At 33.4% G+C, this 26,472-nt stretch carries 27 protein-coding genes and 1 pseudogene; 6 read left to right on the top strand and 22 right to left on the bottom strand.

Features of this window, described 5'->3' with window-relative positions; translation table 11 throughout:
* Window position 1 precedes the first annotated feature (1 nt).
* The 16 genes and pseudogenes from glf to FM121_RS10765 all read right to left on the bottom strand — a co-directional run bounded on the left by glf (window position 2) and on the right by FM121_RS10765 (window position 13,038).
* Complete coding sequence (gene glf, locus FM121_RS10835) at window positions 2–1,114, bottom strand: UDP-galactopyranose mutase (RefSeq protein WP_086952183.1); 1,113 nt, start codon at window positions 1,112–1,114, stop codon at window positions 2–4.
* Window positions 1,115–1,218: 104 nt separating this feature from the next.
* Entirely contained in the window at window positions 1,219–2,265 is a 1,047-nt protein-coding gene (locus tag FM121_RS10830) for a DUF4097 family beta strand repeat-containing protein (RefSeq protein ID WP_086952182.1), read from the bottom strand.
* Between the two features lies 1 nt (window position 2,266).
* A complete protein-coding gene (locus FM121_RS10825; protein ID WP_086952181.1) occupies window positions 2,267–3,007 on the bottom strand; it encodes a helix-turn-helix transcriptional regulator in 741 nt (246 codons plus the stop codon).
* An 83-nt stretch (window positions 3,008–3,090) separates the two neighbouring features.
* Window positions 3,091–4,356 carry an MFS transporter gene (locus FM121_RS10820; protein WP_086952180.1) on the bottom strand — a complete coding sequence of 422 codons (1,266 nt, stop codon included), beginning with the start codon at window positions 4,354–4,356 and terminating at the stop codon, window positions 3,091–3,093.
* A 67-nt stretch (window positions 4,357–4,423) separates the two neighbouring features.
* Window positions 4,424–5,050 (bottom strand): TetR/AcrR family transcriptional regulator, encoded by a 627-nt coding sequence (locus FM121_RS10815; RefSeq protein ID WP_086952179.1) that lies wholly within the window; start codon window positions 5,048–5,050, stop codon window positions 4,424–4,426.
* 394 nt (window positions 5,051–5,444) lie between these two features.
* On the bottom strand, window positions 5,445–6,206 hold the full coding sequence (locus FM121_RS10810) for a hypothetical protein (RefSeq protein WP_086952178.1): 762 nt from the start codon (window positions 6,204–6,206) through the stop codon (window positions 5,445–5,447).
* Window positions 6,207–6,592: 386 nt separating this feature from the next.
* Window positions 6,593–7,030, bottom strand: coding sequence for a hypothetical protein (locus FM121_RS10805; RefSeq protein WP_086952177.1), 438 nt, complete (start codon window positions 7,028–7,030; stop codon window positions 6,593–6,595).
* Complete coding sequence (locus FM121_RS10800; protein ID WP_086952176.1) at window positions 7,023–8,171, bottom strand: recombinase family protein; 1,149 nt, start codon at window positions 8,169–8,171, stop codon at window positions 7,023–7,025. Before FM121_RS10800 ends, FM121_RS10805 begins: the two co-directional genes overlap by 8 nt.
* Before the next feature lie 575 nt (window positions 8,172–8,746).
* A pseudogene (locus FM121_RS10795) lies at window positions 8,747–10,456 on the bottom strand (tape measure protein); the annotation flags it as partial.
* Between the two features lie 87 nt (window positions 10,457–10,543).
* Window positions 10,544–11,431, bottom strand: coding sequence for a primase alpha helix C-terminal domain-containing protein (locus FM121_RS10790; protein WP_086952174.1), 888 nt, complete (start codon window positions 11,429–11,431; stop codon window positions 10,544–10,546).
* Window positions 11,432–11,439: 8 nt separating this feature from the next.
* Window positions 11,440–11,649: a hypothetical protein gene (locus FM121_RS10785; RefSeq protein ID WP_086952173.1), complete on the bottom strand. Its 210-nt coding sequence runs from the start codon at window positions 11,647–11,649 to the stop codon at window positions 11,440–11,442.
* Window positions 11,650–11,755: 106 nt separating this feature from the next.
* Window positions 11,756–11,983 carry a hypothetical protein gene (locus FM121_RS10780; protein WP_086952172.1) on the bottom strand — a complete coding sequence of 76 codons (228 nt, stop codon included), beginning with the start codon at window positions 11,981–11,983 and terminating at the stop codon, window positions 11,756–11,758.
* Between the two features lie 11 nt (window positions 11,984–11,994).
* A complete protein-coding gene (locus FM121_RS10775) occupies window positions 11,995–12,219 on the bottom strand; it encodes a hypothetical protein (protein WP_086952171.1) in 225 nt (74 codons plus the stop codon).
* Window positions 12,220–12,400: 181 nt separating this feature from the next.
* The gene (locus tag FM121_RS14675; RefSeq protein ID WP_256958449.1) at window positions 12,401–12,535 is read right to left on the bottom strand and encodes a hypothetical protein; all 135 of its coding nucleotides are present in this window, start codon (window positions 12,533–12,535) and stop codon (window positions 12,401–12,403) included.
* On the bottom strand, window positions 12,519–12,824 hold the full coding sequence (locus FM121_RS10770; protein WP_086952170.1) for a hypothetical protein: 306 nt from the start codon (window positions 12,822–12,824) through the stop codon (window positions 12,519–12,521). Before FM121_RS10770 ends, FM121_RS14675 begins: the two co-directional genes overlap by 17 nt.
* 4 nt (window positions 12,825–12,828) lie before the next feature.
* Window positions 12,829–13,038: a helix-turn-helix domain-containing protein gene (locus tag FM121_RS10765; protein ID WP_086952169.1), complete on the bottom strand. Its 210-nt coding sequence runs from the start codon at window positions 13,036–13,038 to the stop codon at window positions 12,829–12,831.
* A gap of 174 nt (window positions 13,039–13,212) precedes the next feature.
* Here FM121_RS10765 and FM121_RS10760 point away from each other — a divergent pair, with 174 nt between their 5' ends.
* The 3 genes from FM121_RS10760 to FM121_RS10750 are packed head-to-tail and all read left to right on the top strand — an operon-like array spanning window position 13,213 to window position 15,853.
* Window positions 13,213–13,974, top strand: coding sequence for a helix-turn-helix domain-containing protein (locus tag FM121_RS10760; protein WP_086952168.1), 762 nt, complete (start codon window positions 13,213–13,215; stop codon window positions 13,972–13,974).
* Window positions 13,975–14,016: 42 nt separating this feature from the next.
* Window positions 14,017–15,159, top strand: coding sequence for a site-specific integrase (locus FM121_RS10755; RefSeq protein ID WP_086952526.1), 1,143 nt, complete (start codon window positions 14,017–14,019; stop codon window positions 15,157–15,159).
* Window positions 15,160–15,175: 16 nt separating this feature from the next.
* Window positions 15,176–15,853, top strand: a complete 678-nt coding sequence (locus FM121_RS10750) for a Fic family protein (RefSeq protein WP_086952167.1) — start codon at window positions 15,176–15,178, stop codon at window positions 15,851–15,853.
* A gap of 93 nt (window positions 15,854–15,946) precedes the next feature.
* Here FM121_RS10750 and sufB read toward each other — a convergent pair whose 3' ends face one another.
* The 6 genes from sufB to FM121_RS10720 all read right to left on the bottom strand — a co-directional run bounded on the left by sufB (window position 15,947) and on the right by FM121_RS10720 (window position 22,715).
* Window positions 15,947–17,341 (bottom strand): Fe-S cluster assembly protein SufB, encoded by a 1,395-nt coding sequence (gene sufB, locus FM121_RS10745; protein WP_086952166.1) that lies wholly within the window; start codon window positions 17,339–17,341, stop codon window positions 15,947–15,949.
* Between the two features lie 5 nt (window positions 17,342–17,346).
* Complete coding sequence (gene sufU / locus FM121_RS10740) at window positions 17,347–17,826, bottom strand: Fe-S cluster assembly sulfur transfer protein SufU (protein WP_086952165.1); 480 nt, start codon at window positions 17,824–17,826, stop codon at window positions 17,347–17,349.
* Window positions 17,813–19,045 (bottom strand): cysteine desulfurase, encoded by a 1,233-nt coding sequence (locus FM121_RS10735; RefSeq protein WP_086952164.1) that lies wholly within the window; start codon window positions 19,043–19,045, stop codon window positions 17,813–17,815. Before FM121_RS10735 ends, sufU begins: the two co-directional genes overlap by 14 nt.
* Window position 19,046: 1 nt before the next feature.
* Entirely contained in the window at window positions 19,047–20,336 is a 1,290-nt protein-coding gene (gene sufD, locus FM121_RS10730) for a Fe-S cluster assembly protein SufD (protein ID WP_086952163.1), read from the bottom strand.
* 19 nt (window positions 20,337–20,355) lie between these two features.
* Window positions 20,356–21,129, bottom strand: a complete 774-nt coding sequence (sufC, locus tag FM121_RS10725; RefSeq protein ID WP_086952162.1) for a Fe-S cluster assembly ATPase SufC — start codon at window positions 21,127–21,129, stop codon at window positions 20,356–20,358.
* Between the two features lie 239 nt (window positions 21,130–21,368).
* Window positions 21,369–22,715: an LPXTG cell wall anchor domain-containing protein gene (locus FM121_RS10720; RefSeq protein ID WP_086952161.1), complete on the bottom strand. Its 1,347-nt coding sequence runs from the start codon at window positions 22,713–22,715 to the stop codon at window positions 21,369–21,371.
* 300 nt (window positions 22,716–23,015) lie between these two features.
* Here FM121_RS10720 and FM121_RS10715 point away from each other — a divergent pair, with 300 nt between their 5' ends.
* Genes FM121_RS10715 through FM121_RS10705 form a run of 3 tightly spaced genes read left to right on the top strand, consistent with a single transcriptional unit; the run spans window position 23,016 to window position 26,388 of the window.
* Window positions 23,016–24,092, top strand: coding sequence for a M24 family metallopeptidase (locus FM121_RS10715; RefSeq protein ID WP_086952160.1), 1,077 nt, complete (start codon window positions 23,016–23,018; stop codon window positions 24,090–24,092).
* Window positions 24,093–24,118: 26 nt separating this feature from the next.
* Entirely contained in the window at window positions 24,119–25,000 is an 882-nt protein-coding gene (gene pepI, locus FM121_RS10710) for a proline iminopeptidase (protein WP_086952159.1), read from the top strand.
* A 20-nt stretch (window positions 25,001–25,020) separates the two neighbouring features.
* Window positions 25,021–26,388 carry a peptide MFS transporter gene (locus FM121_RS10705; RefSeq protein WP_086952158.1) on the top strand — a complete coding sequence of 456 codons (1,368 nt, stop codon included), beginning with the start codon at window positions 25,021–25,023 and terminating at the stop codon, window positions 26,386–26,388.
* The last annotated feature ends 84 nt before the right edge of the window (window positions 26,389–26,472 follow it).

The raw sequence follows: 26,472 nt of genomic DNA, 5'->3' as shown, positions 1-26,472 counted from the left end.
TTTAATTTTCTAAGCGTGTCTTTTCTTGTTCGCATAATTGTAATGAAGCTCTAATCACTTGATGCATATCATAATAGCAATACATTCCTAAACGACCACCAAAAATAACTCGATGATCTCCACTAGCTAATTTTCGATATTTTTTATAAAGCAATGTATTTTTTTGATCGTTAATGGGATAATAAGGTTCGCTACCCTTTTCCCACTTTGTTGGATACTCTCGCGTAATCACCGTTTTTTTTTGTTTACCAAAATCAAAATGCTTATGCTCAATAATTCGTGTATAGGGAACTTCTAAGTCATTATAATTAATTACCGCATTGCCTTGATAATTTTCTTCTGTCAATAATTCGTGCTCAAAACGTAACGAGCGATAAGACAATTCACCAAAACAATATCCATAGTATTCATCAATCATTCCTGTAAAAATAATCTTATCTCCATAATTTAACCATTTATCTTTATCTGAAAAAAAATCTGTTTCAAGATGTACAGTGATATTTTCATGTGATAGCATTTTATCAATGATTTGAGTGTAACCACCTTTAGGTATTCCTTGATAGGTATCATTAAAGTAATTATTGTCATACGTATATCTAACAGGCAATCGACTAATAATAAATGAGGGAAGATCTGTACATGGTCTTCCCCATTGTTTTTCCGTGTATTCTTTGATCAATAGCTCATAAACATCTTTACCAACTAAAGATAAGGCTTGTTCTTCTAAATTTTTTGCCACACGACCACTATATTCTTCTTGTTGCTCTTTAATTTTTTCTTTCGCTTCTTTAGGCGTATTAACTCCCCAAATTTGATGAAAAGTATTCATATTAAAAGGTAAGTTATACAAATTACCTTTACTGATAGATAAAGGAGAATTAACAAAATGATTAAATTCAGCAAATTGATTCACGTAATCCCAAATCTCTTTATTTGAAGTATGAAAAATATGCGCCCCGTATTGATGAACTTGAATACCTGACACTTCTTTTGTATAGATATTACCTGCTATATGATTTCTTTTTTCAATGACTGTTACTTGATGACCTTCTTTAGCCATGTTATGAGCAAAAACAGCTCCGAATAAACCACTTCCAACTACAAGATAATGCATCCTAGAACGCTCCTTTTTTAATAATAATTAAAGGAATTATAACATTGAAAAACTAAAAATCAAATTTAAGTTACTAAAACAATTTATATAAAAAAACTGTTTGACTAGTAACCCTTCACATTAATATTCCCATTTGTTGTTTGAAAATCTAAATCTAAAGTTACTTTTGAGTGATCATAAGTCTGGCTTTTTGCATTAAGATATCCCTTATCACTAGCAAAAATCGTCAATTCTTGTCCTTCTGTATTAATTCTACCTCTCTTAGTACTACCATTTATTTTAAAAGGCACCATCTTTTCACGAGGAAGAAAAATTTCAATATTAGCATTGGTAGTTCTTCCTTCGATTTGGTAATTTTTAACTTCATTATCAAACTCAATATTCGATAAATCTAACCAAATTTTTGCATTTTTAGATTGAACATTACTCCGTATAATTTGGCTATCTTGAATCGTAATTTCGGCATTTTTAGTAATAAATTCTCCATGCTCACATGTAAGATTTTTAACATTAATATTAGCATTAGTTGTTGTTAATTCTATTTTTTTCCCTTCTACTTTTCGAAGATCAATATAACTATTTTTAGTAGAGGCAACTAATATTTGACTATGACAGTGTTCGATCATTATGTTAGCATTCTTTGTCATTACCGTTAGTTGTCTCGCTGCGGTCCCTAAAACATTAATTTCAGCATTACTATTTTCAACATAAAAAGTATCAATCATTGTTTCAGGGACGCAAATATCAAAGCCTAAATATTTTACTCCATGAAAATTATAATTTAAAACATAGCTATTATTTTGCTCTTCAAAATTGATCATTGCTTCGCTATTTCGCATAGGTTTATACCACCCATTAATTTCAATTGTTGCTTCTTTATGAGTGCGAACTGATACTTTGCTATTTTTACCGATTAATTTAATCAAGTTGATTTGAGAGTTAACGACTTCTTGAGAAATAGAAAAAGATTGTTGTCCATTACCAAAAAAGTCAAGTGGAGCTTCCGGTACAACCATTTGAACTGGTGACGTTTGAACCTCTTGCTCCTTTTGAGATCCGATTAATTCTAATAAATCTAAAGCTTCACTTTGATTGATTTTACCCTCTTTTAACATTTCTAAAACTTTCGCTTTCTGTTCTTTGTAATTCATGTTAATCCTCCTCGTATAATAATAATTCTTGGCGTTGACTTTCAGTAAAAAAGGTCACGTAATTTTCTAACACACCATAAGATAGTTTTTTATTTTTAACAGATCCAATTAATAATTCTTTATGACTGAAGTTTAAAAAAGGGAATAACTCTTCTAAAAAATCATAAGCATGATCATTAATTGTTGCTTCCATGACTCTCGTTCTAATGACACGGCTCATCATAGGGATTAAACCTTCTAATGCTAAATATCGTTTCTTATCTAATAATTCAATGATCATTTTTTCTTTTTGATGAGCTGATAAATAATGATAAAAATCTTCAACCATATCATCAGAATGAGGGACCTTCAAAATTGCTGTTACTACTTGCTCCTTTTGCTGATCATTAAGTATCATAAAAAAATCAAAACTTGTGGTCAATTCACTCACATGACTCATTTGATCCAATTCGATAATCAGACTTTCAACCATATCATCATCAATCAAGCTGTGAGATAAATGATTCAGCTGATCAAAAGAACTTTGAGTATTAAGCGGCGCTTCCTCCAACCATAGATCAGAAATTGAAATATTAAATAATCTCGCAATTTGTGGTACCAAGGAAATATCTGGAAGAGACTCTTCCCGTTCCCACTTTGAAACAGCTTGAGGCGTAACAAATAGTGCCTGAGCCATTTCTTGTTGTGTCATATTATTTTTCTTACGAAATTTTTTTAAGTTAAAACTAACTGTCGACTTCATCCGCACTCCTCTCATACACTCTTTATTGATAATTAAATGATAGCAAGATTTTTAAATCGAAACAATCAACTAATAGTTGAAAGTCACCCATTTGATATTGACAAGGTCGTTTGATTTTCAAAGGAAGTCTTTTGGATTGTTCTAAAAATATTGCGACTTAGAAAAGCAATAATAAGTGTACAACTAGTAATAACCAAACAGACAATTGCTGTTAAAGTAGGTGTTAAGTAATTTCCGATAAATCCAAACAGTACCTGTCCTACTGGAATTGCTAACGTTGAAACAATCATGACAAAAGACATCACTCGACCTAACAATTTTTGTTCTGTCACTAACTGAACATAAACAACTAGCTGAATTGAAATCATCGTCACAAGAGACAAGATAAGCGTTACAAAAGCAACCATTACCATAAAGGCACTATCGAATTGCGATAAATAGTAGTACGGAATGACCAAACAGCCGAATAAAATTGCCACAATGTTTAACAACATAACTAAACTAATTTTCATTAATTGTTTGCCAAACACACTATAGATAATCGCCCCAACTAAGCCGCCAATCGCAAATATCATATTCATCAAACCAAACTGCTTATCACTCACCAGCATTTGGACTCGGGCAAGGTATGGTACTAGTACTTGAATAAATGATGTCATTAAAAAATTTAATAAAAAAGCAATCAAACAAATCTTTACCACAATACTATTTTGCTTAAGAAAGTATAAGATTTCCTTAGTATCATACTTGACGATTTCAATAACATTACCTTGATACGTTGATTTTTTACTCTTCTCTAATTTTAAAATCCCTTCACAAATAATTGCTAATAAGTAACAAAAAATACTCACGTAAAACACATTAGAAATGGCATTAAAATTATACAGAAAAGCTCCCATAATCGGTGCGATGATATTCCCAATAATTCCCACAGAACTTACCATACCATTTGCTTGAGGAATTTCTTCTTTCTTACATACTAATGGAATAGTCGATTGAACCACAGGCGTTTCAAAAGCTGACACCAATCCTAAAATCACTAATATAACCCCAATAGGTAATATAGGCTGACTGACTTTACTAAAAATAATTAGCCCCACTGTTAAAATGGCATAAGAAATATCCATCGTTAACAATAAACTTTTCTTCGGCAAGCGATCCGCTAAAATGCCACATATTGGTAAACAAATTAATTTTCCAACAATCGCCATCGATGCTATAATGCTGAAAGTCAACGCTGACTTCGTTAAATCTAAAACATATAAAGCGATTGCAAATTGAATCATTCCTGTTCCTATCACTGAAAATAACTGGCTTCCTAATAATAATTTCATATTGTACTTTTCCATAAATTAAACCTCGCTTCTTTTTTAACATACTGTCGGTATGTATAGTTTTAAAAAAATAGCACTAATACTATTCCTTTTTTAATTTACTAAATAATAACTTGGTTTCCTCTAAAATTTCCTCATCAATCAAAGGAACACCTAAACCTTCAAACATTTTTTTACAGAATAACATTTTCCGGTTTAACTCCTCTTCAGACAAAATGGCAAAACGAAATCCAATCCATAAGTTCAAAGTCAACATCATCAATTCAGTAATTTCTTCTGGAAAATCCGTTTTGATTGAACCATCTTCCACACCAGCATCCACAATTTTTTTAAGCTCTGGCACGATCTCATCAAAAATCATTAAATACTGCTCACCTAAAATTCGAGGACTTCTTAACGTCACCGTGGCAGAGTAACCAATCGCTTGCTTATCAAAATCTTCAAAAGAAATTTTTATCCCATTTTGAAGTTTCTCAAAACCTGTTTCACCTTCAAATTTTAAGGTAGAACTAGAACTCGATGCCATTATCGTTTCAAAAATTTCGAATTTAGATGAAAAATGATGATAGATGACACCCTTCGTCATGCCACCCAATCCATCAATAATATCTTGAATTGACGTATCATCATAACCTTTTTCAAGAAAAAGTTCACGAGATACATCCAGAATTTTTTGTCGTGTCCTCTCTGGATTCCGCTCTCTCACCATGATTATCCTGCCTTTCTGATTTAACATACTATCGGTATTTAAAGGATACAAGATGGGTGAATGGAAGTCAAGAATGAATAGATGTCATTTATACCTTTTTATTGGCCAGATTATTTCTTTGCTGTAATCTAGTTGTTTATTTGTTTGATATTTTTCTATCTATCGTACTTATATTAATGAATTGTAGCATCATTTTTATTGTTTTATCAGCACCAGCCTTATTATTTGGGCTACTATTTAAATGATTTAAGAAGATGAAAGTGTTAAAATTTATTCCTATTATTTTACTTATCAAAGGAATCATATTTATTTTTTTGTGGATTCGTTCACATTAAATTTAAGAGTGATAAATATTAATTTTCCTAAAATTATATGGTAGCATTCTTAAACTTAATCAATTAACAATCAAATAAGTACTTGGTAAATTATTTTGAAGCTTACTAATACATCTATCCTTTTGAATAATGATATCAGTCAATCCTTCTATAGATTTAGCTATTTTTAAAGATTCAGCCAAAAATGAATCAAACTCTTTATCTTCTAAACTACTATCAACTTCTTTAATTACACTATTTAAATAAATTCTACTTAAATAGTTTTCATTTTTTATTGAGTCTTTAATTAGCATTGCTGTTATATCATTAAGACGCGAATTATTTTTCTCAACATTCAAATAAGACTCAAGTAAAATTATTATTATTTCTATATGTGTAAACTCATTTAATTTTTTTACTAAATTACTTATCCAAATATCATTAAATGAACTTTCTTTTAAGCAGTCGATATAAATCATTAAAAGTTCATCAAATATATAATTCTTATTGAAACGAAATTCTTCAATAACTATGTTTGTCAAATATACTCCTGATTGAATTGAGAAATAAATAAAAAGATTTTCAATATCAAATGCTTCATCCTCAGTTAAATTATTAATAATAATTCTTCTATCTAGACCTCTCTGTTTTTTATAATGTGCATGTATATCATTTCTTTTTTCATTTAGAACCCTATCTCCAGTACCTTTTCCAACATAGTAATAAGTTTCTCCATCACTTGTATAATCTAAGTAAACATAAAATTTTCTACGACCTCTAAAATTTAAATTAATGGGTTCGTAAATTAAATCTTCATATTCTTCAGAAATTGTAATATCCATAGTAGTCTCCTTTTTATATAAAAAATTGATTTGATATTGTAGTGGCAACACATATATCATATATAACCAAAATAAATAAGACTTTTTTATCAACGTCTTAGCAATAAGAATACTCGTAAAACTACCATATTTTTTCATAGTCAAGTATATTACATCAACTAGTCAAGATTCTGATTGGATATCTTTAACATTTAAAAATTCTGGCATTATTTGAAGATAACTTCAAATTTACTATTATTTCGAATTTTGTGAAGATAATATCTAAAATATATATTGCACATACCATTTAAATATCAATTTTAAAATTATAATTGACCAATCATTCCTTTATCCTCAAAGGCAAATAAAGCACATTCTTTTATGTTAGATTGTGCTTTATTTTAAATTTATTCGCTATCTAATACCTTCCGTTCAACCTTAAATGGTGGCAATTCTTTATATTTGGTTAAATCAAAAACAAACGCTTTATGATCTTCTATAAATGTTCCTTCTAACTGATACCTCATATCTTCTTTCCACAAGTCTTTCATCAACATACGCACAGCATTTCGAATAGCAACCGCTTGTATTTTCACTGAGCCTTTTTGTTTGGTTTCTGGTTTAGAAAACGCAACTGATTTACTAGCAACAGAACGACAAACTTGTATTGCAAAAATCTTGTTTTCCCTATCGAGAAGCGGTCTTATATGACTCGCATACTTTAAACATTCCGCAATTGAACGATCAAACGTCATCATATTTTTATTTATAGTTAACAAATTTTCCCTAGAATTTTCAATATTAATTACTTCAAAATTATAATCATCAAATGTTAAATTAGTCATTAGTATTGTCTCCCTCAAGTATAATTTTCTCTAACTCAGATTGTGACCATTCGGTATCTAAAACAATAAAATTTTTAAACATACCAGATTTAATTTTGAGAACATAAAATTTAGGTTTTTCTATAGTTTCTATTTTTTTCTTTTTTCCTTTACAAGGATTTTTGAGTAATTCTTGAGTTTTTATCCATTCTTTCCTAGATATTATCTTAGGAATCCCATTTCTTAGAAGGTATTTTGGTTTCTCTCCTTTATTTTTCTTGGATTGATGACTAAAACAATCTACTGTAAATGTTTTTTGCATCAGTACATCTCCACAGTATTTTTCATTCCGGAGTATTCGATAAATTGACGAAGCATTCCACTTCTCATTTCCAATCGCAGTTGGTATATGGCTATTCATTAATATTTCAGCAATATCTTGAGCCCTAACACCATTCAAAAAATTTCGATAGATTAATCTAACTACCTCAGCTTCTGTTTCTTCAATCTGTATTTGCCCAAACTTATCCTTATAAAATCCTAGTAAATTGTGTGTGGGAATTATCGGTAATCCTTTTTTAAATCGCTCAATAATTGACCAAGTAATTGCTTCGCTTTTTTGCTCACTTTCTCCTTGAGCGATAATGCTAAACATGACCAAAATTGTTTCGCTTGTTCTATCTAATGTGTTTAGATTTAAATCCTCAATCAGAATCCCAATTGGAATAGGAAACGCTTTCAATTCTCTGTATACTGAAATAAAATCTAACGTATTTCTTGAAAAACGACTAATACTTTTTACTATAATCAAATCAATCTTACCTAACCTACAATCAGCCAACATCCGATTAAAATGATCTCTTTTCTTCATCGAAGTTCCTGAAACTCCCTGATCAGCATAAATGTCCACTAATTCCCAATCTGGATGCTTTAGTATTTTTTCTCGATATGCTTGTATTTGTAACTCAAAACTTCCCGATTGTGTTTCAGCGTACGTACTAACTCTACAATAAGCTGCAACTCTCTTCTTAAAATTTGAATTTTCTTGTTTATTTTCCTTTGATGGAATCACTTCAACGACTCTTTTGTTTTCAAATAGATCTCTAATCTCATCTTGTTTCCTTGTAATTTTTTTCCTTTCTAAAATTTGATTGATTTTCATCCAATCAACTCACATCCTTATTTGAAAAACCTAACACCTTGATTATAGAATCACAAGTGATATTTTACTAGTATTATTTTTAGTTTTTTTGTTTTTTTAGATAAAATAAAAAACATTGGAGAAGTAAGTGATTCACTTTTCTTTTCCAATGTTTTAACCTACAGAGCCTTCCACTTAATTTAAAGGGTTTTAATAAGTAGTAATAAGTTGATTTAACCTTGATAATACAAGGTTTCAACATGATTTCATTAACATAGATTAAACTAGTTTTACAGACATATACAGACCTTTGCACAGACTAATTAAATCCACCACGCCGATATTAATATATTCAAAAATCTTCATTACCGTGGTCTTACCCCCATCAAAATCACCTCCTCCCAAATAAGCATAACAAAAAAAGCCGCATACATTTAAGTACACGGCTACTCTGAATAAAACTAAGCTATTCATTCCTTGGTCTTTTTTAATTGATTTTTTGATTAACACTAATTGATAGAAAACAGTAAAAATAGAAGTGGTTTCAAACCTATATAGATTATAACTCATAACCTTAATAAAAACAATATTGTTTTTTATTTTAACCTATCGCTCTTATTATTTTCTCTTGCTTCTTTTCGTTTGACGTAAGTATAAATCTTGTCACCTACAAGCTCGTTGTGAACTTCAAACTCTGGTTCGGTCAACTCTTGATTTTTAACATCATCTGTCAGCTCCAACTCTTCACGATTAACCATTCTAGCTGTAAAACTAGCATCGCCTGCCATTAAAGCAGAAGCGTCATAACTCTGAGCTTTGATAATATCAGCAAAACCAGAAGCCTTACGATCAACGAATTTATACATGTTAACCATACCGTTACCAAGTCCTTGACCTAACATTTCACCCATCCAAGTAGTAATACGTGAAGGCGAGTGAATGTCTAAAGCTCTCTGTATCGTTCTAGCCACATTATTCGCAATGCTATTAGCCACTGAATAGATATACCCAGATGAACTAGATAAACCATTCCCAAGACCAATACCAGCATAATAACCTAAACTTCTTAGTTCATACTGAAGGCTACTGAAAGCCCTCTTAGCACCGGAAGCTGTATTAGTTGAAGAACTGACCATTTTACTAGATCCGCTTGTAAAACTTGAAACCATTGTACTCATTGATGAAGTTGTAGCACTTGCAACACTTCTCATAGCATTACTACTAGTATTTGAAATGTTTCTAAACCCATTATTTAAAGTAGATGATACTTTAGATATTGAGCTAGAAGCTGTCTGCTCCATTGTTCGCATGGAATTACTAATACTTTTATTCATATTATTAATTTCATTCGTTGAGCCTTTATTCAAGCTAGATAAGTTAGTTGTAACGTTTTGGTTCATCTTGCTAGATTCATTAGCAGCTGTTGCAGAAGCTTGTTGCATGTTATTAGAAACGTTGTTTTTTACATCATTAGTTGATGATCCTACACCTTTTGACATATTCAAGAAGCTATTATTAACACTATTATTCGCTCTACTAGCTTCATTAACTGCCGAATTAGTAGCACTTTGGCTGTTCTGACGAACTGTTTTTTCTAAGTTAGAAGTGGAGGTAGCTACAGAAGTACTAGCTCTATTATAATCAGTTTCCAAAGCCTTTGTTGCCCTAGTGGAATCTGCAGCTATTGAATCACTAGATTCTTTAGATTTACCTGTGATAGCATCCCACACGCTAGAGAATCCTTTTTTAAGCCCATCCCAAGCGCCTTGTAAAACAGCTGGAATAGCTTCAAGAATACCACCGGCTAGAGATTTAATAATTTCCCAACCTGCAGATAAAATACTCGGTAACATCTGAATGACAGAAGTCACTAAAGTTGTAATTATTTGAATACCTGCTGAAATGATGTTAGGTAAGTTTTCAATTAAACCTTGTACTAATGCTTGAATAATCTTTAACGCTGCTTCTAAAATAGTTGGTAAGTTTTCAACAATGAAATTAGCTAACCCTTGAACAATTTGAACAGCACCATTCAACAATTGAGGGATTGCATTCATTAACCCTTGAATCAAAGTTAATATTGCTTTCAATGCAACTGGAAGTAACTCTGGTAATAGTTGAGTAATTCCATCAACCAATCCTAAGAGTATTTTTATCCCAGTCTCAATGATATGTGGTAGGTTTTCAGTAATAGAATTAACAAAAGTTATTAATATCTGTTGAACTGAGCTAACAATTTGAGGAATATTTTGAATAATCCCATTAACTAAATTAAGAAGTAAATCCATACCCATTGCTACTAATTGAGGTAAAGCTTGACCTAATGAAGTCAATAATGACGTTACAATGGTTATTTTTCTTATCTTGTTGCATTTCTTTTAATTCATCTAAATTCAATCGGCTCTCAACTCCTTTTTTGCTATTGATTCAAACGTATTATTAACTTCATCAATAGGTAAAGGATCATCAAAATTATCATTTGCTAACAAAATTAGTTTATACGCTTGTTCAATATCTACTGCTCTCGCTAGTAATCCACCTGTGATTTGAGCTATACGATTATTTCTATTACCTTCGATACATCCAGATACTAAACTCTCAAATAATTCTGTAGTAGCATTCCTATAACGACGCCCACCACGTTTAAATCGACTTGGATTAATATATCCTTGTGGCTGTGGTTTATTTTGTTTATTCCAGGTAGTGGCACCATCTAATAATTGAAACGTTGGTAACTGTTTCTCACTCTCATTAATAATAAGACTCTCGCTGCCTGTGTACTGCGTTATAGTCGGAAGTAACATAATCTGTGACCATGTAGCGTTACTACTGTCAGACTGACCGATAATTCCTTTTAACATCATATTGTTAGCATAATGAACAAGTAACTTATATTCTGATTCATTCACTGAACCATCTAAAGGAAGTACTAAACGATAACGAACTCCTTTAATACCATGAGATATACTTGGATATAAAACATACTGAAACTTATTAAATTTTTCGTGAATGATTTTTATTAATTCGTCTTCATTAATAACCACATCATCTAAATCAAGTATCAGACAATCCCTAGAAATTAAATTGTCATTATTTCTTACTAATGCTTTCATTTCTCCACTGATAAACCCTTGTAAGATAGATGTTTTAATTCTTTTTTGCTCTTCCTTGTCACCTGGTATATCTAACTCTAAAGTCTGATAATTCTTAAAGAACTCAATCACACTTTTATTAATTGGTTCATTCATAAGTGAAGGTTTTACTTTCCCTATGTAAATCATTCAATCACCTACCCTAAGACGCTAGTAACTTCATCAGAATTTTTCTGTGCCATCACTTCAATACAAGCAACTAACCCTTGTAATGCAGCTAATTCTGTTAATGAAGGATTTCCTTCGCTAAAATTTTGACTTACAAATTCTTTTAGGGCTTTAGTTGCTCCCCATAAGTCAATAGAGTTCACCACTACCTCTATTGGATCAATTTTCTTATTATTCATTTTCCTTCCCCATTTCACCATAATTTTTGATATACTAGGGATAAATAGGCTTGCAAAATCTATTTATCCCACGTTGTTAAGAGCTCCAACTCTTAGCAGCGTATTTTTATTTATCTTCATAACCTAAAATCTCTTGTATCTGCATCACATAACTTTCTAAAGCAATATTAGATAATGATCTAGCTCTTTCTATCGCCGATTCATTAACAATCCTAGTTCCAAAACAATCCGTAACCTTAGCTTCATAAGTTTTACCTTCTTCAAGTAAAGCAATTTCACCTAAAACGTCACACAAATCATTTAACAGCTCTTTTACACTTGTTTCTTCATTCATCCTTATTCCTCCTAAAATTCAAATTTACCTTCATTAGCTTCGTATTCATTCAACTCATTAACAAGCTTTTCCGCTTCTCGCATTTCTTCCATAGCTTCCTGGAACATTTGACTATTACGAATATTATCAAGCATATTATCACTGAAGCTGTCCAATCTATCCCCCTCTTGAATTGATACCAGCTTGTTGATGATAGACCTCTTTAATCGCTTAAATTCTGCGTATTCCTTTTGCATTGCTATTCTCCTTTCTGTTATAAGAAGCCTCATCATGGCACATTAATAAAATACAACTTAACGGCACTACTATAATTAATAGCAGCTCTAAACTGATTGAATAAGTAAAAGCTCCTAGTAAATACATACCAAGTAATAGCCAAAATCTTCTAACTCTCTGCACGTTCTCACCTCCCAAAAATTAACCTACTAAACTATCGACTTCATCATTAATACATAGAAACACTGTTAAAATACTATTTGTCACTACTTTTGTCCTTTGTGTCTGTGCAATATGTCTGTATTGGCGTGGTGATTCTTTAATTTTCTTCTTCATTTTCAAGTAACCATGCTTCAATGGCTCTTTTGCTAAATACTGTTTTTCTTTCTGACAATGAGCGCCCTTTAGGTAAACCTTTGGCAAGTAATTCCTCAACATAGCCATCTGAACAATCATTTAAGAATCTTCTTAGCTCTGCTTTGGAATACATGAGATCATTGTCTATCTTGCTATCTCTACGAGCGTCTTTTATAGCCTGGGTCGTTACTTCATAGACTGATTGATAGATACCTTGTAACTGGTCGCTAGATAGCTCGTGAGATATAGCGATTTGTACTTGTTCCATTTAATCACCTTCTTCCATAAACTTTTTCATTGACCAACCAATCTACTAACTTCTTATAGACCGTCTTGCGTACAGAAAGAAGCTTTTCGTTTTCAATTTTCCCTAGTGTCATTCTGCTAATACCAATTTCTTCAGCAGCTTTACCTAAAGTAATATTTTTTCTAGCTCTCCTTTCTCTTAATTTTGCAATCATTTCTAAATCAAGTTCAAACATTTTTTAACCACCTCCAATATCATAAAGTTAAAAACAATACCACTGTAGTGTTTTCACTACAATGATAGTATATGTATTTTTATTCTTTTTGTCAATATAAACTACTATAATTTTGTTTTTGCTATATTTAGAGTGATTATGATACAATTCAATTAGATATTAAGGAGGTTTATTATGATTATTAATAGATTAGGAATCTTAATGGCGGAAAGAGGTATAAAGATTTCAGATGTGTTTGAAGCTACAAATATATCGAGATCAACTTTGACTTCAATTTCCCAAAATGAAAGTAAAATGATTCAATTAGAAACAATAGATAGCTTATGTAATTATTTTGATATAACACCTAATGAATTTTTTGATTATGCACCATATATTTTGAAATATGATTCTTATATCCCTGATTATCGTGAGGAGGCTATAGAGGATCTTAAAAAATTCCAATCTAAACTCGAAGATTACGGTCATAATGAAGATAGAATTTTACAATTTACCCATGACTACTTAAATATTTTCGGCGATTCACGTAAAGTTATCGAAATTTCTGTAAAAAAAGTTCAAAAAAATTACAATTACTTAATGGGAATTGATATTTTTCAATCAAAAGATTTAGATGATTCTAATGCTCCAAAAGAATTTGATGTTATTGTCACTTTAACTGATTCATACAACCTTAAAAATTTTACTGAAGATATTTATAACAATGTATCAGTGACCTTCCAAACTAAAATAAAAAACGATTGTATGAACTTAGTTGAAGGAAATATTAAAGAGCTCGAAAATTTTGCTAGTATTTCAAAAAGAAAAATTTCTGTATATATAGAAACTCCTTTTGGTGACAAAAGTCTAGTTATTTCGCCTAATAAAAAAACTAAAGAAGAAATAACTAAAGAGTATAACGAAATTCTTATAGAATGGTGGGAAAAATCCTTATAATAAACAACCCTATTGGCGTGGTGGTAGATAGGAATGATAAAAATGACTCAAATTAAACCGTACAAAACAAGAGACAACGTGACACAGTATTATTTTAATGTTTATGTAGGACGTAACCCAAAGACTGGTAAGAACGTTTACCGTAAGCGACAAGGATTTAAAACTAAGAAGCAAGCTCAAATTGCTCTAGCTGATCTATTAAAAGATATAGAAGAAAATGGCTTGTTCAATGAAAATAAAGTCATGACGTTTAAGGATTTATATGATATGTGGTTAAAGCAGCACAGACTAAACGTTAAGCCATCTACCATAGCAACCAATAGACGGTTCGTAGAAGGTCATGTACTGCCTCATTTAGGAGATATGAAGCTAGATGATATTACAGTGGTTTACTGCCAGGAGCTTGTTAATACTTGGTATGAAGACTATAAGCAATACCCATACTTTAGAAAAGTAGCAGCTCAAATTATGAGGTATGGTGAAGCTATGGAGATCATGAAGAGTAATCCGATGGCTAAGACGATTCTGCCACGTAAGAAGGAAGAAGAAAAGAAGTTAGAGTATTACACCAAAGATGAGTTACAACACTTCTTTGAATGTTTAGAGGACTTTGGCAACTATAAAAACTTAGCTTTCTTTAGAGCATTAGCTTTTACTGGATGCCGTAAGAGTGGGATATTATCTCTTCAGTGGGAGGATATTGATTTATTCAATAAAACGGTGTCTATTGGCAAGACGTTAGCCATTGACGAACACTTTAACATTATCATTCAGACGCCTAAAACTAGCTCTAGCGTGCGTGATATAAGCTTAGATGATGAAACAATCAAGGTACTCTCTAGATGGCGTAGCATTCAACGTCAAGAGTATTTCCAAATGGGCTTTAATACCACAAGTGACAAACAATACGTTTTTACCAATGAGCGTAATGAGTTATATTATCCCCAGGTTGCCAACGATTGGTTAAACTACATAATAAAAAAGTACAACCTACCTAGAATCACACCGCATAATTTTAGGCACACCCATGCCAGTATTTTACTACAAGCTGGTGTTCCTATTAAAGAAGTGAGTGAACGACTAGGACACAAGGATATTAAGATTACTTTAGAAATTTACTCCCATGTAATGCCTGAAGAAGCAGAAAAAACAGCTAGCAAGTTTGCAAACTTTGTTGGATTTTAGGAAGGAATGAAACAAAATGAACCTATCAACTGATTATTTAGATGATATATTGATAAGAATGGCATACCATTCAAGCGCCATAGAAGGCAATACAATCACTTTAGCCGAAACAGTCTCTATTATCTTGGAAGATACGATTATCGCCCCCGAAAAGGGTATTAAGATGCGTGAGTTCTACGAGGTAGCAAATCATAAACAAGCGTTTGATTATATCATCAGTGCTTTAAACAATGATGAGCCTTTTACTGAACGAGTGATTAAAAAGATACATGAATTACTATTGGATCGTATTCAATTTGATAAAGGGCAATATAAAGCTACTCAAAATGCTATCATAGGAGCTTCATTTGAGACTGCTAAACCTCATGAAGTGCCTAACTTAATCTTACAATGGGTTGATAACACTCTTTACAGATTAGAGATAGCTAAAAATATTGATGATGTTGCCGAGGTATTGGCTGAAAGTCATATCCAGTTTGAACGTATTCATCCATTCAGTGATGGTAACGGACGTACTGGACGTATGATTAATATTTTCCTAGCTCTTATGACTGGCTACTCTCCTGTGGTTGTTAAGGTTGATGATAGAGCTTTATACATTACTCTATTATCTAAAGAAGATGTACCAGGTCTAGCTAAGCTATTTAAAGAATCAATGACCTTTGAATCTGAAAGAATGACTCAATTTTCTTGATGCACAGACCTTTTCACAGACCCTCACACATTTAGATAAAATAAAAAGGCTAGGAATGTTGTATTATCAACGTTCCTAGCACATATTATTAACTTACCCAACTGACCCTTCCATCTCATACCCAATAAGTCTATTCAACTCAACGGCATACTCCATTGGAAGTTCTTTCGTAAATGGTTCAACAAATCCCATAACAATCATCTCTGTCGCTTCTGCTTCTGTTAAGCCACGACTCATTAGATAATACAATTGCTCTTCTGAGATTTTTGATACTTTTGCCTCGTGTTCTAATGCCACGTGGCTATTGTGAATTTCGTTAAATGGTATCGTGTCACTCTTCGATAAAGCATCCATGATAATTGTGTCACACTCAATATGTGAGATTGATCCTGGGCTATTTTTAGAGAAGGTTACTTGTCCTCGGTAATTCACTTCACCGCCACCTTTAGCGATTGATTTTGAAACAATCGAGCTAGAGGTATTTGGTGCGTTGTGAATCATTTTTGCTCCTGTGTCTTGGATTTGGTTCGCTCCTGCAAAGGCAACGGATAACATCGTTCCACGCGCGCCTTCTCCTTCTAGGTAGACACTTGGGTATTTCATCGTTGTCTTAGCACCTAAGTTACCGTCGATCCATTCGATGGTTGCGCCTTGTTCGGCTCTGGCACGTTTAGTTACTAAGTTATACACGTTATCTGACCAGTTTTGGATGGTTGTATAACGGCAATAAGCATCTTTTAAAGTAAAGATTTCAACGATAGCTGCATGTAGACTATTGCTTGAATACGTAGGGGCTGTACAACCTTCTACGTAATGCACGCTTGCGCCTTCGTCAACAACGATTAGTGTTCTCTCAAATTGGCCTGTGTTTTCCGCATTGATCCGGAAATAAGTTTGTAATGGCACATCTACTCGCACGCCTTTTGGTACATAGATGAAGGTTCCACCTGACCATACTGCTGAGTTTAGGGCTGCCAATTTATTATCAGTTGGTGGCACTAATTTTGAGAAGTATTGTTTGAATATTTCTGGGTACTCTTTTAAGGCTGTATCTGTATCTGTAAAGACGATGCCTAATTTAGTGAACTCGTCTTTCATATTGTGGTAAACCACTTCTGATTCATACTGGGCGGAAGCTCCGGCTAAGTATTTACGCTCTGCTTCTGGAATCCCGATACGCTCAAAGGTTTCTTTGATTTTATCTGGGACATCATCCCAATCTCGGGCTGGTTTATCACTTGGCTTTTGGTAGTACTTAATTTTTTCAAAATCCATATCTGATAAATCTGGTCCCCATTTTTGCATTGGCATTTTGTTGAATGCTTCTAATGATTTTAAACGGAATTCCAGCATCCATTCTGGTTCTTCTTTTTGAGCTGAAATTTCTCTAACAACGTCTTCTGATAATCCTTCTCCTGTACTGAAGACTGGTTTGACGTCATCATGAAAACCAAATTTATATTCTTCTAATTCTGGTACTTCACTCATTTAGGTTACACTCCTTTTTCTTCAGTATGTAAATGTCCTTCGACAGTTGTTTCGTTTTCTTGAATGATACCGCGTTCTAAGGCTTTCCAAGCTAAGGTTGCACATTTGATTCGTGCTGGAAACTTCGCTACACCTGAAAGCATTCTGGCATCTCCCAGTTGTTTCTCATTTTCAATTTTTTCGCCTTGAACAAGTTCTAAAAAGTTCCCCACAATTTCAATGGCTTCTTTTTCTGTCTTGCCTTTAATTGCCATGGTCATCATGCTAGCACTCGCCATGCTAATGGAGCAACCATGTCCATCAAATTTTACTTCTTGGATGATGCCATCTTCAATTTGTAATTGCAATTGAATCACGTCGCCACACGTTGGGTTGTTTAATTCGATTTGACTCGTCGCCTCATTTAAACTGCCCTTATTGTGGGGATGATTGGTATGATCCAAGATAACTTGGCGATATAAATTTTCTAATTTAGATAAAGCCATTAGCGAAAAACTCCTTTGTTGCAAGGATCGACGCGACTAAGCGATCAGCATCCTCTTTGGTATTGTATAAATAAAAACTGGCTCTAGCAGTTGATTGAATATCTAAATAATTCAGTAATGGTTGGGCGCAGTGATGTCCTGCTCGAACTGCCACGCCTTCCATATCAAGGGCTGTCGCTGTATCATGTGGGTGAACGTCATCTAAATTAAAGGCTATCACACCACTATGTTTTTTCGGATCATTGGGTCCATAAACAGTTAAACCATCAATCGCTAGTAACTTCGGTAAGACATAATCCACTAACTCTTGTTCATGTTGATGGATCTTATCCATGCCGATTTCTGTTAAGTAATCAATGGCGCTTCCTAAAGCAATGGCACCTGCAATATTTGGTGTCCCTGCTTCAAATTTCCAAGGAAGTTCCGACCATGTACTATGATCATGATAGACAAAATCAATCATCTCCCCACCAAATTCGATAGGTTCCATCTTTTCTAGCAAGCTCTGTTTGCCGTAAAGAACGCCAATCCCAGTTGGTCCACACATTTTATGTCCACTAAAAGCATAAAAATCTGCATCTAGTTCAACGACATTTACAGGCATATGAGGCACCGATTGCGCACCGTCTACCACCATCACGCCACCAAATTCATGAACCAAATGAGCTAACTCTTTCACTGGATTAGTGACACCTAAAACATTTGACGCATGAGCCACTGAGACAATCTTTGTGCGCTCATTGATCTTTTCTTTAGCATCCTCTAAATCGAGTTCGCCTTCTGATGTTAAGTCAATATAAACTAACTTAGCACCTTGGCGTTTGGCTAGTTCTTGCCACGTCACCACGTTTGAATGATGTTCCATTTGGGAAATCAGGATTTCATCTCCCTCATTCACAAAGGCATCTCCAAAACTGCGAGAGACCCAATTGATCGATGTGGTCGTTCCTCTTGTAAAAAGAACTTCTTTTGTACTGTTTGCCCCGATAAATTGACGAACTTTTTCTCTAGAGGCTTCATAACTTGATGTGGCTCTTTCAGCTAAAGTATGGACGCCACGATGGACGTTGGCATTGTCATGTTCATAGAAATAAACCAATGAATCAATGACTTGTTTGGGCTTTTGACTAGTTGCCGCACTATCTAAATAAACTAAAGCTTCATCATTGACTTCTTGAAATAAAATCGGAAAATCATCTTTAATTTTTTTGTCTAGCATATTAGTCAGCCAGCTTTCTATCAATCACTTTAACTAATTCTTCACGTACACTTTTAACCGGAATAGCAGTAATGACTGAACCTAAGAAACCTCTTGTAACAAGTCTTTCCGCTTCTTTTTGAGGTAACCCACGACTCATTAAGTAGTACAATTCATCTGGATCTAAACGACCAGCACTGGCAGCATGCCCTGCCGTTACTTCGAATTCATCGATTAAAAGAATTGGGTTTGCGTCACCTCTTGCTTGATCAGAAAGCATTAAGACACGACTTTCTTGTTGCGCATCGGCACCCTTCGCTCCTTTTAGAATATGACCAATTCCATTAAACGTTAGCGCTCCGCGATCACGAATTACACCATGTTGTAAAATATGACCAATCGAATGAGAGGCTTTATTAGTGACACGCGTATCAATTCCTTGAGTTTGACGGCCTGAACTGATTGCGACGACTTTCACTTCTGAATGAGAGCCTTCACCCACTAAATCAGAATCAAAATCAGCCACCACATCGCCATCATTCATGATGCCTAATGCCCAATCAAGACTGGCATTACGCATGATGTACCCACGGCGATTCATATAAGTTGTTACGTCTTTACCTAAACGATCAATTGCTGCAAATTTAACTTTTGAACCAGGTTTAGCAATCACTTCAACGACCATATTCGCTGATAATTTTTCACTTGTTTCACCATCTGATTGTAATCTTTCAAGGTAAGTAATTTCACTGTTTTCTTCAGCAACTATTAAGACATGTTTCACCCAAGCACTATTGTCTCCCATATTTTGGAAGAAGAGTGATTCAAAGGTATCTTTAACCACGACATTTTTAGGCACATAAAGGAAAACGCCCCCATTTAACATAGCTGCATGAAAAGCCGTTAATTTATCTTCATCCATAGGCACAGCTTTGGTCATGAAATATTGTTCCACTAATTCGCTGTGTTCTTTCATTGCTGTGAAGATATCAGTAAAGATAACACCTTGTTCAGATAACTCTACAGGCATTTGTTCATAAAGAGTGGTTGTACGACCTTGAATAATCATTGGATTGTCTTCTAATTCATCAAAAGAAGGCATCACTGGATTACCTAAAATCTCTTCATTCAGATTTCCCACATTCATTAAAGGCCAACGGTGAATTTTCACACGTTCAATGTGCGGTAACTCTAATGTGTTCATTTTTTCTACGGCTTTAAGACGTAAATTAAGCATCCACTGCGGTTCTTCCTGACTGGCTGAGAATAACGTCACGTCGTCAAGATAATCTTGGATATTAAAATTTTTCATTTATCTTGTCTCCTCTCAATTATTCTTCATCTTCTTGGAAATCAATACCTAGTTCTTCACTAATGCCTTTGTAACCTTCTGCTTCTAAACGTTTTGCTAGTTCAGCGCCACCACTTTTCACAACGCGACCTTCCATCATAATATGAACTACATCAGGGACAATATAGTTTAATAAACGTTGATAATGAGTGATAATTAATGAACCAAAGTTGTCTCCACGCATTTCGTTGACACCTTTTGAAACCACTTGAAGAGCATCGATATCAAGACCAGAATCAATCTCATCTAAAATAGCGAAAGTTGGTTCTAACATTAATAATTGTAAAATTTCATTACGTTTTTTCTCTCCACCAGAGAAACCTTCGTTTAGGTAACGTTCTGCCATTTCTTCTGGCATATCTAATAGGGCCATTTTTTCATCTAATTTATCAATAAAATCCATAACTGAAATTTTGTCATCTTCAGTGCGTTTCGAATTGATCGCTGCACGCATAAATTCAGCATTTGTAATTCCTGGGATTTCACTTGGGTATTGAACTGCTAAAAAGAGACCTGCACGAGCACGTTCGTCGACTTCCATCTCTAATACATCTTCACCATCTAAAAGGATTTCGCCTTTTGTGACTGTGTAATTCGGATTTCCCATAATAGCTGCTGATAACGTTGATTTACCAGTTCCATTTGGTCCCATGATAGCGTGGATTTCTCCCGTTTTCATGGTTAAGTTAACACCTTTTAAGATTTCTTTGTCTTCAATTGAGACATGTAAGTTTTTTATTTCTAAAACGGACATTTTTTTCCCTCCATTTGTTATATTCAAACACAATTTTCTACACTCTTTATTCTAGCTCAATTGAGAATGAACTTCAATCGGTTTCACTTCGATATTTATTTATATAATAGTATCAATTAGTTTCAATTACACAAATAATAACTAATATAAATAATAAATACCTATTTCTCTCTTATCCCATCTTCTAGAAATAAAAAAAGCTTGTGATATTACAATATATAATATCTACAAGCTATCTATTAATATTTTCTTTTCTTAACTAAATATAAAATCGTTGTACCTAAAATTGTAAAACTACCAGATAAAGTTACTAGTAAAGAATTAAATTCACCTGTTTGAGGTAATTTTTTATTAACTGGCACGTAATTTTTACTATTAACATTATTTGAATTTTCATTTCCAGTGTTAGTTGGTATTATTTCAATAACAAAGGCAGTTGGTGCTTTTTCTGGACGTGGACCTTCTGTTAAATCTTCCAAATCAATATTTTTTAAATTATTTTCTTTAATATATTCTCTTTTAATATCTGTAAGACCTTCTTCAGATAACTTAAATGTAGGAATTATCGTTGTTTTACCTACTTTCAGCGCTTTAAATTCCCCATTCTCGTTCATCTCGATAAATTCATCTTTAATAGGAGTAAACTTCCCCTGATATTTAAGATTATATTTATATTTCACAGTAATTTGTCCTGTTTCACCTACAGTTAATTTAGTTTTATTAGCTGTATAATTTTCAAAAATTCCCATGCTAATTAACGGAATTTCAATATTAATTAAAGGTCTAACATCTTTTTTGATAAAAGTAATCTCATCTTCTTTGATATTTTCATGACCTGTTTGGTTAATGTATGCTTGCTTAATTTCTTTTAAGGATTCTTCCGAAATATCAAATTCAGGTGATATCACTGCGTTACTGTTTGGTTTTAAAGACGTAACTTCACCACTACTCTCAAGATATAAGTATTTATCAGTAAAGGGTTTAAATTCACCTTTAAGATCAACCCCTAATACTGGAGCAACTTTGATTGTTTCTTTTCTACCGACTTCTAATTGCTTTTGATCAAAAATAAGCTTAGGTGTGATATCAATTTTATGCTCTGATTTTTGAGTTGAATCTATAATTTCTATTGGAATAATTTGTTGGTTTTCAGTTACAATAAAATCGATATCTTCTTCGGTAATAGTCTCATTACCAGGTTGTTTGATGTAAGCTTGCTTAATTTCTTTTTCTGTTTTTTCAGTCATCTTATAAGTTGGCATAATTATTGTCTTGCCCTTTTTTAACGTTTTCACTTCTCCCGTTTCAGATACTTCAACTAATTCATTCTTTTGAACTAAACTAAATGTTCCTTCTAATTCTACACCCAATATTGGTGACACATGAAGTTGTGTCTTTTCTCCAAGTTCAAGTTTACTTTTATCAATTGTGTAATGTTCCTTAACATTAATTCTCACTTTTTCTTTTTTTACTTTTTCTGTATTGAGCAAGTTATCAGTTTCATTATTTACAGGTGTTTCAGCATACGTTGTTATTGAGAATAAAAGCGCTCCCCCTAAAATCATACCCATTAGATTCTTTTTCATTTACTTCCTCCTATGATAAATTAATTAACACAATCATTATATCATTTTTTAGACTAAAACAACTTATATGGTATTAAAAAATAAATTAATAGATTAACTGGTTTACAAATAAGAACAAGCTACATTGCTATTATCTGATTAAAACCAAATGATAAATCCATTTCTTTTTTCTTTTATCATTGTAATCAAACGTAAATACTAGGATAATGGGCTTGTAAACAAAATAATAAGCTGGTGCAATGAATAAGAAAGGGACGCATCGACTAACTTGTGAATATAATAACAAAAGGAGCTATAAACATGAAAACTAATCGTACAGACAAAATGCTAGCAAACATGCAACAAGAAAAAGTAGGTCAACTATTAATCTCTGATCCAACCACAATCTTCTATTTGACTGGATACTGGATTCATCCAGGGGAACGTTTACTTGTTTTAGTTTTATCAGATACAGGTAAACACACGTTAGTCGTCAACAAATTATTCCCAATCACTGAAGATTTAGGCGTTGAGCTTGTCTATATTGATGATACAGATGATGCTGTTGCAAAAGTTTTAGAATTTGTTGATACAAGTAAAACAATTGGTATTGATAAAAATTGGCCATCTAAATTCTTACTTAACTTGTTAGATAAAGTCCCTAATGCTAAACTTTGTAATGGTTCAGATATTACTGATGATGTTCGTGCTCATAAAGATGAACAAGAATTAGACTTGATGCGTGAAGTTTCTAAAGATAACGACAACGCTATTACTCAACTTAGAGATTTAGTACCTTTAGAATTAAACGAACTAGAAATGACAGATCGTTTAGCTGCCATTTATAAAGACCTAAATAATAGTGGCTTCTCATTTGAACCGATTATTGCTTATGGTGCTAACGGAGCTGACCCTCATCACATAACAGATGATTCAACAGTTAAAGTCGGAGACAGTATTATTTTAGATATCGGTGGCGTTAAAAATTCTTATTGCTCTGATATGACAAGAACCTTTTTCTATAAAGAAGTGTCAGAAAAGAGCCGTGACGTTTACGAAACATGTCTAGAAGCGAACCGCCGTGCCATTGAAATGGTTAAACCTGGCGTGAGATTCTGTGATATCGATGCTGCTGCTCGTGATTACATTACTGAAAAAGGTTATGGAGAATACTTCACTCACAGAACAGGACATTTCATCGGGATTGAATGCCATGAAACAGGAGATGTGTCAGGATCAAATACTGCAGTAGCAGAACCTGGTATGGTCTTTTCAGTGGAACCTGGTATTTACATTCCAGGCGAAGTAGGTGTTCGCATTGAAGATTTAATTATTTGTACAGAAGATGGCTACGAAAACCTAAATCATGCACCAAAAGAACTACAAATTATTGGTTAATAAAAACCAAAGGAGTGTCTGTTTAAATGACAATTAAAGAAGGCTACATGCCCTATTTAGATTATCAAACGTATTACCGAATGATTGGAGAAGAAAATAAAGAAAAAGCTCCACTAGTCTTACTTCATGGTGGACCAGGATCAACTCACAACTACTTTGAAATGTTAGACGGTTTAGCTAATGACGGTCGTCAAATTATTATGTACGACCAACTTGGTTGTGGCCTTTCTTCTATGCCAGATGATCCTTCTATTTGGAATTCTACTATCTGGATTGAAGAATTAATTGCTTTAAGAAAGCATCTTAATTTAGACGAAATCCACTTACTTGGTCAATCTTGGGGTGGCATGATGGCAATCGAATATTTATGCGATTACCAACCAGAAGGGATTAAAAGTGCGATTTTATCTAGTACACTTCCCTCTTCGAAACTTTGGGGTGAGGAACAACATCGAATGATTAAGTATCTTTCAGAAGAAGATCAAGAAGCCATTCGTATTGCTGAGTCTGAATGGCATTTTGAAAGTGATGCCTACATTAAAGCTAATGATCATTTCATGGTTCGACACGCAGCAGATAATCCATCTCCTGACATGCCTGAACCATTAAGACGCAAGAAAAAATCTGGTGCCCAAAGTTACCTTTACGCTTGGGGCCCAAATGAATATACGCCAAGTGGGACATTGAAAGATTTTTACTACACAGATAAGCTTCATACAATCGACAAACCAACACTTATTACAAGTGGTGCGGATGATTTATGTACGCCATATATTGCTAAAACAATGTATGACAGAATTCCAAACGCGACATGGGAATTATTCCAACATAGTCGTCATATGCCTTTTGTCGATCAAAATCAAGAATACATGACTTTATTAACTGAATGGTTAAATAAACATGATTAATTTTAGGAAGGGGTATCCGTATGAACGATGTTGCTACTCAGCCATCAAATAAAAAACCAGCTTCATTTTACTTTTGTTCCATCTCATTTACCTTTGAAAGAATGGCGTATTACTCGGCTAAATGGTTGCTTTATATCTTCTTGACTTATCAAGCAATACAAGGCGGTTTAGGTCTTGATAAAGGACAAGCTGCCATGCTTCAAGCAAATTTAGTTGCTTATACTTATTTAGCTCCTGTTTTTGGTGGACTCATAGCTGACCGATTTGTTGGAGCACGCTATTTGATTCCTTTAGGTGCTTTTATTATGGGAATTGGTTATTACATTGGGTCTATTGCGACAGGTGTTGGTATGATCCATTTAATGGTCTTTTTAGTTGCTGTTGGAACTGGACTATTTAAAGGAAATCTATCTGCCATCACGGGGCAATTATTTAATGACAAAAAAGAACTTGATACGGCCTTTTCTGTGCAATATTCTTTTGTTAATATTGGTTCACTGATTGGAACTACGATTATTCCGATTATTGTTCTAAATATTTTCAAAGATGGCGATGCTTATGGTTTTTCTGAAGGATTTTTATTTGCCGCAATTATTTGTTTCATCTGCGGTATTTGGTTTATTCTTGGTTGGAAATTTTTAGGTGACGCTGGAAAAAGACCTTTTAAAGAAGGCATCGCAAAAGAAGAAAAAGTTGAAATAAAAAAACCATTAACAACTATTGAGAAAAAACGTGTCGGAGCGATTTTTCTGATTTCCTTATTCTCCATTATTTTTTGGTTGTTCTGGTACATGTCTTATTTATCTGTTTATGATTACATGGATAGTTTTATCCAAAACAAAGTTGGTTCTTACACTATTCCAACTGCCTGGTTTGATTCTTTAAACGGTTTATGGTGTATTGTATTAGGACCTATTTTAGGTATCTTATGGCTTAAATTAGCTAATCGTGCGCAAGGTGATATGAGTCTCTTCAAAAAATTAGGAATCGGTCTTTTATTCTTAGGTAGTTCATACTTAATGCTGATTGCTGCTGAATTGCAACGTGGTGTTGGAGCGAGTGATTCTTCTAAAGCAAGTATGATTTGGATTATTTTATTTTCAATCCTATTATCATTAGGTGAGATGTTCTTTTCACCACTTGGAAATTCATTTATCACGAAATACTCACCTAAGAGTATTCTTTCTGTCATGATGGGAGTTTGGACAGTAGCAACATTTATTGCTGGTAAAGGTTACGGCTATATGTATGCCTTTGTTCTAAAATTTGACATGATGCAAGCTTATATTGGTATTCCAATTGTACTTATCGTAGCGGCTTGTCTCCTCTTCATCTTCAACAAAAAATTGATTACTCTCGTTGAAGACGAAGACCCAATTGAAGAATAAAAAATAACCGACGTATGATTTAAGTTTTTGACTTAGATCATACGTCGGTTTTAATTCGGAGCTAAACGCTTCCTAGACACCCTT

It is taken from the genome of Vagococcus fluvialis bH819 (genome assembly GCF_900163795.1).
Classification (GTDB): domain Bacteria; phylum Bacillota; class Bacilli; order Lactobacillales; family Vagococcaceae; genus Vagococcus; species Vagococcus fluvialis_A.
The sequence above is the reverse complement of the archived record's forward strand: the minus strand, read 5'-3'. Positions and strand labels throughout refer to the sequence as shown.

What these genes read in the sequence shown, in the direction of transcription:
- FM121_RS10780 (WP_086952172.1), bottom strand. Translation starts at nt 11,983, where the DNA reads ATGAATGAAGAAACAAGTGTAAAAGAGCTGTTAAATGATTTGTGTGAC.
- FM121_RS10755 (WP_086952526.1), top strand. Translation starts at nt 14,017, where the DNA reads ATGACTCAAATTAAACCGTACAAAACAAGAGACAACGTGACACAGTAT.
- FM121_RS10775 (WP_086952171.1), bottom strand. Translation starts at nt 12,219, where the DNA reads ATGCAAAAGGAATACGCAGAATTTAAGCGATTAAAGAGGTCTATCATC.
- sufC (WP_086952162.1), bottom strand. Translation starts at nt 21,129, where the DNA reads ATGTCCGTTTTAGAAATAAAAAACTTACATGTCTCAATTGAAGACAAA.
- FM121_RS10765 (WP_086952169.1), bottom strand. Translation starts at nt 13,038, where the DNA reads ATGTTTGAACTTGATTTAGAAATGATTGCAAAATTAAGAGAAAGGAGA.
- FM121_RS10735 (WP_086952164.1), bottom strand. Translation starts at nt 19,045, where the DNA reads ATGCTAGACAAAAAAATTAAAGATGATTTTCCGATTTTATTTCAAGAA.
- sufD (WP_086952163.1), bottom strand. Translation starts at nt 20,336, where the DNA reads ATGAAAAATTTTAATATCCAAGATTATCTTGACGACGTGACGTTATTC.
- FM121_RS10805 (WP_086952177.1), bottom strand. Translation starts at nt 7,030, where the DNA reads ATGACTAATTTAACATTTGATGATTATAATTTTGAAGTAATTAATATT.
- FM121_RS14675 (WP_256958449.1), bottom strand. Translation starts at nt 12,535, where the DNA reads ATGAAGAAGAAAATTAAAGAATCACCACGCCAATACAGACATATTGCA.
- pepI (WP_086952159.1), top strand. Translation starts at nt 24,119, where the DNA reads ATGACAATTAAAGAAGGCTACATGCCCTATTTAGATTATCAAACGTAT.
- FM121_RS10790 (WP_086952174.1), bottom strand. Translation starts at nt 11,431, where the DNA reads ATGATTTACATAGGGAAAGTAAAACCTTCACTTATGAATGAACCAATT.
- FM121_RS10715 (WP_086952160.1), top strand. Translation starts at nt 23,016, where the DNA reads ATGAAAACTAATCGTACAGACAAAATGCTAGCAAACATGCAACAAGAA.
- FM121_RS10770 (WP_086952170.1), bottom strand. Translation starts at nt 12,824, where the DNA reads ATGGAACAAGTACAAATCGCTATATCTCACGAGCTATCTAGCGACCAG.
- FM121_RS10785 (WP_086952173.1), bottom strand. Translation starts at nt 11,649, where the DNA reads ATGAATAATAAGAAAATTGATCCAATAGAGGTAGTGGTGAACTCTATT.
- FM121_RS10760 (WP_086952168.1), top strand. Translation starts at nt 13,213, where the DNA reads ATGATTATTAATAGATTAGGAATCTTAATGGCGGAAAGAGGTATAAAG.
- sufU (WP_086952165.1), bottom strand. Translation starts at nt 17,826, where the DNA reads ATGGCTTTATCTAAATTAGAAAATTTATATCGCCAAGTTATCTTGGAT.
- FM121_RS10750 (WP_086952167.1), top strand. Translation starts at nt 15,176, where the DNA reads ATGAACCTATCAACTGATTATTTAGATGATATATTGATAAGAATGGCA.
- FM121_RS10720 (WP_086952161.1), bottom strand. Translation starts at nt 22,715, where the DNA reads ATGAAAAAGAATCTAATGGGTATGATTTTAGGGGGAGCGCTTTTATTC.
- FM121_RS10815 (WP_086952179.1), bottom strand. Translation starts at nt 5,050, where the DNA reads ATGGTGAGAGAGCGGAATCCAGAGAGGACACGACAAAAAATTCTGGAT.
- FM121_RS10825 (WP_086952181.1), bottom strand. Translation starts at nt 3,007, where the DNA reads ATGAAGTCGACAGTTAGTTTTAACTTAAAAAAATTTCGTAAGAAAAAT.
- FM121_RS10810 (WP_086952178.1), bottom strand. Translation starts at nt 6,206, where the DNA reads ATGGATATTACAATTTCTGAAGAATATGAAGATTTAATTTACGAACCC.
- sufB (WP_086952166.1), bottom strand. Translation starts at nt 17,341, where the DNA reads ATGAGTGAAGTACCAGAATTAGAAGAATATAAATTTGGTTTTCATGAT.
- FM121_RS10800 (WP_086952176.1), bottom strand. Translation starts at nt 8,171, where the DNA reads ATGAAAATCAATCAAATTTTAGAAAGGAAAAAAATTACAAGGAAACAA.
- FM121_RS10705 (WP_086952158.1), top strand. Translation starts at nt 25,021, where the DNA reads ATGAACGATGTTGCTACTCAGCCATCAAATAAAAAACCAGCTTCATTT.
- glf (WP_086952183.1), bottom strand. Translation starts at nt 1,114, where the DNA reads ATGCATTATCTTGTAGTTGGAAGTGGTTTATTCGGAGCTGTTTTTGCT.
- FM121_RS10820 (WP_086952180.1), bottom strand. Translation starts at nt 4,356, where the DNA reads ATGGAAAAGTACAATATGAAATTATTATTAGGAAGCCAGTTATTTTCA.
- FM121_RS10830 (WP_086952182.1), bottom strand. Translation starts at nt 2,265, where the DNA reads ATGAATTACAAAGAACAGAAAGCGAAAGTTTTAGAAATGTTAAAAGAG.